The 7,481-nt window shown below is 61.9% G+C and carries 6 protein-coding genes; 4 read left to right on the forward strand and 2 right to left on the reverse strand.

The genetic code is table 11. The features are described from left to right. The first annotated feature begins 50 nt into the window (after positions 1–50). Both tcmP and GXY33_05575 read left to right on the forward strand, forming a co-directional pair. Positions 51–1,235 (forward strand): three-Cys-motif partner protein TcmP, encoded by a 1,185-nt coding sequence (gene tcmP, locus GXY33_05570; protein NLX04592.1) that lies wholly within the window; start codon positions 51–53, stop codon positions 1,233–1,235. Further along, a complete protein-coding gene (locus GXY33_05575) occupies positions 1,187–1,918 on the forward strand; it encodes a phage Gp37/Gp68 family protein (protein ID NLX04593.1) in 732 nt (243 codons plus the stop codon). Before tcmP ends, GXY33_05575 begins: the two co-directional genes overlap by 49 nt. A 137-nt stretch (positions 1,919–2,055) precedes the next feature. On the opposite strand, the gene alr is transcribed toward GXY33_05575, so the two are convergent. Together alr and GXY33_05585 are read right to left on the reverse strand one after the other, a co-directional pair. Then, the gene (gene alr / locus GXY33_05580) at positions 2,056–3,225 is read right to left on the reverse strand and encodes an alanine racemase (GenBank protein ID NLX04594.1); all 1,170 of its coding nucleotides are present in this window, start codon (positions 3,223–3,225) and stop codon (positions 2,056–2,058) included. Between the two features lie 21 nt (positions 3,226–3,246). Then, entirely contained in the window at positions 3,247–5,496 is a 2,250-nt protein-coding gene (locus tag GXY33_05585; GenBank protein NLX04595.1) for a hypothetical protein, read from the reverse strand. A gap of 318 nt (positions 5,497–5,814) precedes the next feature. Here GXY33_05585 and GXY33_05590 point away from each other — a divergent pair, with 318 nt between their 5' ends. Beyond that, positions 5,815–6,552 carry an HD domain-containing protein gene (locus GXY33_05590; GenBank protein ID NLX04596.1) on the forward strand — a complete coding sequence of 246 codons (738 nt, stop codon included), beginning with the start codon at positions 5,815–5,817 and terminating at the stop codon, positions 6,550–6,552. 11 nt (positions 6,553–6,563) lie between these two features. Continuing rightward, positions 6,564–7,481 (forward strand): MTAP family purine nucleoside phosphorylase (locus GXY33_05595; GenBank protein NLX04597.1); only part of this gene is annotated, 918 nt, incomplete at its 3' end.

The following is a 7,481-nucleotide window of genomic DNA, read 5'->3' on the forward strand; positions in this document are numbered from 1 at the left end:
GCGGATGCTGGCCAAGAGGTGAAGCCTAGAGGACCGCAGAGGGACAACAAATGGCTAGAGATTTTCACGATGAGGCCTTTGACCGGGAGACAGAACTGAAGCTGGACATCTTTCGAGGTTACATTCGGGAGTGGCTTCCCGTGTTCCTTACCGGCGGCGGATGCCGACGAGTTAATATCCTCGACTTCTTTGCAGGGCCAGGCAGGGACACGCAAGGCAAGAAAGGATCGCCACTGATCATTGTGGAGGAGGTCCAGCGGTATCTGACCGATGCCTCGCGGCCTAAGGCAGACGGAGTGGCTGTCCACCTTTACTTCAACGAGTTTAGTGGTCGCAAGTGCGACAGCCTTCGGGAGGAGATCGCCCGGGAGTGCGGTAACTCTGAGTTTTCCGTCGAGGTGGAGAACAGGGATTTCCCAGCCGCTTTCGAGGGACATTTGCCGGCTCTTCGGGCCTCCCGTGCGGCGAACTTAGTGATCCTCGACCAGTGTGGCATCAAGCAGGTCAGCCCTGAAGTCTTCCGGGCGCTGGTGAACTGTGCTAAGACCGATATCATCTTTTTTGTATCTTCGTCGATTGTCCGGCGTTTTCGGGGTGAGGAATGTGTGCGTCGGTATTTCCCGGGCCTATCGGATGAGGCGATCGCAGTCGTGGATCAAGCCTCTATTCACAGGTGTGTGTGCGACTACTACCGGCAGCTTGTGCCCAATACCAAATCATACTTTTTAGCTCCGTTCTCGATCCGCAAGGACGCGAATATTTACGGGTTGATTTTCGGTACAGGTAATTTGCTGGGCCTGGAGAAGTTTCTGACGGTATGCTGGGACAAGGACCGGATTACGGGCGAGGCTAACTTCAACATCGACGGTGACCGATTTCGGGAAGAGCCGAGCTTGTTTCCCGAGGAAAACGTAATTCGCAAACAGGACCGGTTTCGTGAGGACCTGATCCGACGGATACATTTGGGAGAACAGACGAACAATGACCTTTACCGATTCACACTGGAATGCGGGTTCCTCCCGAGGCACGCCCGCGAGATCCTGGGTGAACTGCAGGATCGAGGTCTTCTGACCGTGGCAGCAACCGATACATCGGCACGTCGAATGCGCAAAGGTGCCTTCTACCTCGGTTGGGATAGCTACAAGACCGGTCAGCCGAAGGCAGTTTTTGAGGCGAGAATTGACCCATGCGACAAACCAAGATTGAGTGGACAGAAGCAACCTGGAACCCTGTGACGGGTTGCAGCAAGATCAGCCTGGGCTGCCAGAACTGCTATGCAGAACGGATGGCAAAGCGCCTACGTGCGATGGGACAGCCGAACTACCGCCACGGGTTTGCCGTCACTTGTCATTCCCACATGCTGGAAGTGCCGCTGCACTGGCGGCGGCCCCAGATGGTGTTTGTGAACTCCATGAGCGACCTTTTTCATGCGGACGTTCCACTAGACTTCGTTCGGCGAGTTTTCGGTACGATGCTCCAGACGCCGCATCACCGATATCAAGTGCTGACCAAGCGCTCTGAGCGCCTAGCTGAGCTATCAGATCAGCTCCATTGGGCTCAGAATATCTGGGTAGGCGTCACGGTTGAATCGTCCGAGTACACCTTCCGGATAGACCACCTTCGGCAGGTACCTGCGAACATACGGTTCCTTTCGATTGAACCGCTACTAGGCGATCTGGGAAAGCTGAACTTGAAGGGCATCCATTGGGTGATCGTCGGCGGGGAGTCCGGCCCCGGCGCTAGGCCAATGGACGCGGCATGGGTGCGGAGCATACGACGACAATGTGGTGTGCAGAATGTTCCTTTCTTCTTCAAACAATGGGGCGGACCAAACAAGAAGAAGGCCGGTCGTATCCTTGACGGGAAGACATGGGATGCAATGCCCAGTGTGTGCAGATGTGTTTCGACCTCGCGGTGAGGGTTGTTGATGAGTGGGTATATAGACGGTCTGGATGGGTACTGGACGGGTCGGTTTTGGCTGGCGGGAAACAGCGGCACTGAACACTCGGACCACGCGCAAAGAACGGACGCCAATGGTCAGAACAGGAAGACGGTTTACCCAACCGCCTCTGCATTAACCCGCACGCGCCTCACCCGCCGACCCAAACCCGTCATGACCACCTGCGGAATCGTACCGACCTGTTCGCAAATCGCCTCAATCGTATTCGGCGAACCGGCCCGATTGTCGATAATCACCACTTCCTGTCCCACCGCCGGACGCACCCCTTCGCGCTCCAAATCCGAAAGATCGAGAATCGTCTGATCCATGCTCACCCGCCCGATCACCGGCGCCGGCCGATCACCCACCAGCATCCGCCCGCAATTCGAAAGCGACCGCGGATAGCCATCCGCATACCCGATCGGCGCCAGCCCGATCAGCATGTCGCGCGGAGCGGTAAACGTGCAGCCGTAGCCGACGTGACAGCCCTCGCCGATCCGCTTGACCAGCGTCAACCGGCTCACCAGCCGCAACACCTGCCGAAGGTCCGGCTTGCATCGCATCTGCGGACTCGAGTGACAGCCGTACACCGAAACGCCCGGCCGGATCATATTGAAATGCGACTCCGGCAAATCGATCGACGCCGGCGAATTGGCCGCGTGAACGATCGGCACGCGAATGCCGCGCTCCGCCAGCGCCGCCACGAACGCCGCAAACCGCTGAAGCTGCGCGTTGGCGAACGACTTATCGCCGTCGTCCGCCGTGGCAAAGTGCGTATAGAGCCCTTCGATCCGAATGGCCTCATTTCCACGCGCCAACGCGACCAGTTCCAACACCTCCGGCTCGTGCAGACCTTCGCGACTCATCCCGCTGTCCAGCATCAAATGCACAGCCGCCGGCCTGCCGACTCGCTCCGCCGCCCGCGCCAGCGCGTCCAGATCGCCCGCGCTCGATGCCGTCACACTGATCCCATGCTCCACCAGCCAACGTGCGATCTCACCCTTGCCGCCGCCCTCATACGCGCCAAGCTCCGTACCCATCAGCAGAACCGGACGCTCCCACCCAAGCCCGCGCAGCTCCGCCGCTTCACGCACCGACACCACCGCCAGCATATCCACCTTCGCCGCACGCAATCCCGGAAGCACCACCTCCACCCCGTGCCCGTACGCGTTCGCCTTCACCGGAACGCACAGCCGGCACGCCGGCCGCGCCAACGACCGCACCACCCGACAGTTGTGCGCCAACGCCCCCAGATCGATCTCGGCCACCAGATAATCGGTATTCATCGCACCGCTCATACTGGGTCTCTACCAACTGCACCGGCGGGCCAGGTCGCCCACCTCAAACCGCAACTGCCGACAAAGCCGCTCATACCGCTCGCGGTCCGCTTGGCCCGCCGGAACCTTGCTGAGATACTCAGCCGCCATACTCGCCGCGACCAACCGGTCCGAAAAACCCGCCTGCGCCTCGTACGCCGCCCGGTTGGCCGTCAAGTCCTCGATGTGCGAGCCAAACGTCTCCACCACCCGCGGCGCCAGTGGCGGCATCTGACCCGCCGTGTTCGCCAGTTCCGCCGCCGCCACACCCGTCGGCCGCAAATTGAGCGCCTCGATCAGACGCACCAAACCGGCCTCCTGCAGCTTCGCGTCGCCGCTGCGGATCAAAATGTGGCCCAGCGTCAACGCCCGCGAAAACTCGCTCGCAAACTCCGCACGCCCGCCCACCACCTCGCCGAACAGCGTCCTGCCCGCCTCGCTGTCCATATCCACCAGAATCTTATGGTGCTCGTCGAGGTACGCCAGCCGCCAGTTCGACGCCAGCTCCAACGCGAGCATGAACGGCTGACGCCAGAACTTCTCCGGCATCACCACGATCCAAACGTCGTACTTCTTCAACTCCTCCACCAGCCACGCCGACGCCTTCTCCAACCCCGCACGGCTGATCCGACGACCAGCCGCCGGCCCGCCCGCCATCATGTGCATGTACATGCTGTACGTCTCGATGTCGTACGCCGCCTGCGCCCGCCCGTCAATGAACAACTGCAGCGGCACCCGACCCGTCTCCGGGTCCGGTTCCTGCGCGAACGCCAGAAAACCCCCCTCGTTCCAGTAGTTAAACATCTTGCCGCGAAGCTCGTTGGCCCGAATAAACTCCCCCGCCGCGAACGGCATCGGGCCCGAACCGGTCATCCGCATAAAAACCGACGTCTGCACGTGGTCGAACGGCCACGCCGCCAGGTACACCCGGTAAAACTTCACCCCCAGCCAAACCCCCCAAATCAGCACGAACCCAGCCGCCACCGCCGTCAACGCATGCTGCTCAGCCAGCGGAAACGCCGGCAGCCCGACACCGCCCTCGCGACGCGAAACCACCCGCGCCGCCAACATCCGGATCGTCTGATCCACGAACAACGCAATCAACGGTGCCGCCACGAACGCCGCGATCGGAATGAACCGACGCGACTTGACCGCCATCGCCACCGTCATCACCACGATCACGATCGTTGCCGGGTCAATCTTCGGCCACTCCCAGACCCGACCCGACTCCGAACCCTGACGGCGCTTCCTCCCTTTGCCCTTCTCCGACGACGACGTCGGTCGAACCGCCACCCCCAGCAGCCACGCCCAACCCGTCGCGATCAGCATGATGAACATCACCAGAAACGGCACCGCCGTCCCCACCCGGTTGCTCCAGTCGAACGCCGGACGCCACTCATCCACCGTCCGCCACCGATCAGCGTTCTCACTCAGACTGATAACATACGTGTGCGTCAGGTTCGTGAGGTGATACGGGTTGAACACCACCATCGCCGCCAACGCGACCGCCGCCGCCCCGACCACGTGATAAACCCCGCGCCGCCCAATGGATACAAACGCCTTCCTCCAAAACGACGTCAGAAGGTGAATGACCACAAACGGAACCAGCGTCAGGAACACGTACAGGTACCCGCCGTGCAGATTCGACCAGACCACCACCAGCGGCACGATCAGCCAGATGTAAAGGTAATTGCGGTACGTGGTCAGCAGCAGAATCACAAAGAAAACCGCCACCAGCAGATTCGTAAACACCTGCGGACGGATGTCGATGAACGTCCGCGCGGTAAACAGGGCAAAACAGGCAAACACGGCGCTCAGCGCCCCGTTGGCCCCCAACAGCCGGCCCGAATAGTACACGCACAAAACCGTCAGAAAATTGACCGCGAACTTCCAGACCACCAGCGCGTTCTCGCCCAAACCCTGCTTGAGCAGATAGAAAACCACGTGGGTCAGCCAGTTCTGATTGACCCACCCCAGCGGATGCCACGAGCGGATAAACCCATGCGCCCATTGCGGATACTCCGCCAGTTGGGCCTCCGTCGGACCCGGCGCAAGCGAATTGGCGCTGAACGGATCGTCGTTGCTCACCCCGTGATGCGCCGAATACCGACCGCACGCGAACGCCACCCACGTGTCACCAGCCCCCACCCGGTGGGTCGAGGCGTGAAACGCGAACAAAACCATCCCCACCCACGCCACCGCCATCGGCCAGCCCGCGAACGCCGGACGCGAAACCGGCAACAAGGCCTCAGTCTGCGGTGCCGAAGCATTTTCCCCAAGTTGTATGGTTGTCATACAAATCCTGCCGACCTTCCCTTGCGTCGCCGTCCCACGGCCCCGCACCGACGGACGGTCACAACGCTTTGCCGGAAAAGCAATTATCTTCACCCCCCGCCATAATGTCCAGCCCGACCCACCAAAAATCGGCCACAAACCACTCGTGGACAAGACCTTGCGAGTCGGGGGTGGCAAAACGGTTTGCTTTCGGTTAGAATAACCCCGTTTATCGAAGTCGGCTGCGCTGGTCGGACGGTTGTTCGCGCCCAATCTGAGTTGTGTATGGACCTGTTCAAGGACATCATCGAGCGAGGCGAGTCTTATTACGCAGCGAACGGACGGCGCAAAAATGGGCCTGACGGCAAGTTCAGCGGCGCGATGATCTGGGACCATGCCCTGCGGGTCTGGAAACTGGCCCAGTGGATCGGGGGCGAATCCGGAATTTCTCTGACCAAGGCGGAACGGCCGTTGGCGGCGGCGGCGCTGTTTCATGACGCTGGGTGGATCGAACAGGTCAGCCGCGGGACGTGCGAACCGATCGAGGTTTTTTCGCGCCCAGCCGACGCGGAGCTGCGGCGGTTCAGCCAGCAGGCGGCGAGCGAGCAGTTGCGCGGCGTGCTGAGCGAAGGCGAATTGGGGCAGGCGTGCCGGTGGGTGGCTCAGCTTCCGCCTTCGCGCCCAGCGGACGATGCGGCGCGGATTCTGGCGGACGCCGACAACCTCGAGGAGATGGGGCTGGTCGGGCTGCTGCGGCAGGTCCGCTGCGGACTGATCAACGGGCGGTGCCCGGATCATCTGGTCGAGGTGTGGCGTCGTCAGCAGGAGTATCACTACTGGGAGGCGCGGATCAAGACGGGGTTTCACCTGGAGGCCTCGCGCCGGCTGGCCCTCAAGCGTCTGGAACGGATGGGCCGGTTCTTCGATGCGTTGGACCGTGAATTGGACGGGACGGACGCCCGCGAGCTGTCCGGAACGCCGGCGGCGCTGTCGTCGAAGCCGATCGGGACGGGTGGAGTGTAAGGAGAGCAGGCATGTCATCGACACCAATCACGCTGGCGTGCATCGGCGGAAGCTTCGCCCAGGACCTGTTTGCGGCGAAGCGGCTCGAAGGCGAGCGGATGGGCGCGCGGGTGACTCCGTTCGGCAAGTCGCAGACGATTTACCGCTGCCGCTGCGAGGCGGGCGAGTATTACCTTTTGCTGCGGCATTCGGACGGTCGGACGCCGATCGCCAGCAGCTTCGTGAACTACCGGGCCAACATTTACGCGCTCAAGGATCTGGGCGTGACGCACGTGATCTCGTGGAGCAACGTGCGGGCGGTGTCGCACAACTACGGGATCGGGCAGTTCGCGGTGGTCAAGGACCTGATCGACGAGACGCGCCATCGCGTCGGCACGTTTTTCGAGCACGGGGCGTTGGTCGAGCTTCGGCAGTGGCCGGTGTTCTGTCCGACGCTGCGGCCGGTGCTGTGCGAGGCGCTGGGCGAGTTGGGGGCCAAGTGCACCGACGGCGGGACGTATTTGTGCACGGAGGGCCCGCGGCGCGAGACGCCGGCTGAGGTGCAGCGGTACGCCAATTGGGGGGCCGACCTGCTGGGTCACAGCCTGGTGCCCGAGACGTTTCTGGCCAAGGAACTGCAGATGTGCTTCGCTGGGCTTTGCCTGGTTTCGGCGTACGCGGAGACGGGCAGCGACCACCGGCCGTTCGAGGGCGGGTTGCTGTTCGGCGAGATGGGCCTCAAGAACGATCGCCAGCGGATTCAGGACGCCATCGCCGCCATTCCCGGATTGATCGAGAAGATTCTGCTCCGGGCCGACCGGCTCGATCCGCAGTGCCTCTGCCAGAGCGGCATGGCTGAGCTGATCCAGAACGGCCAGCTCAGCAGCGATTTTCGTAGCTGGTTCCCGGTGCTCAGCCCCGGCGGCACCATGGTCCCCGGCATCTCCGGC

This window comes from Phycisphaerae bacterium (assembly GCA_012729815.1).
Classification (GTDB): domain Bacteria; phylum Planctomycetota; class Phycisphaerae; order JAAYCJ01; family JAAYCJ01; genus JAAYCJ01.

Bases quoted from the DNA above. Each gene is read 5' to 3' on its own strand.
- tcmP (NLX04592.1), top strand. From the start codon at position 51: ATGGCTAGAGATTTTCACGATGAGGCCTTTGACCGGGAGACAGAACTG.
- GXY33_05575 (NLX04593.1), top strand. From the start codon at position 1,187: ATGCGACAAACCAAGATTGAGTGGACAGAAGCAACCTGGAACCCTGTG.
- alr (NLX04594.1), bottom strand. From the start codon at position 3,225: ATGAATACCGATTATCTGGTGGCCGAGATCGATCTGGGGGCGTTGGCG.
- GXY33_05590 (NLX04596.1), top strand. From the start codon at position 5,815: ATGGACCTGTTCAAGGACATCATCGAGCGAGGCGAGTCTTATTACGCA.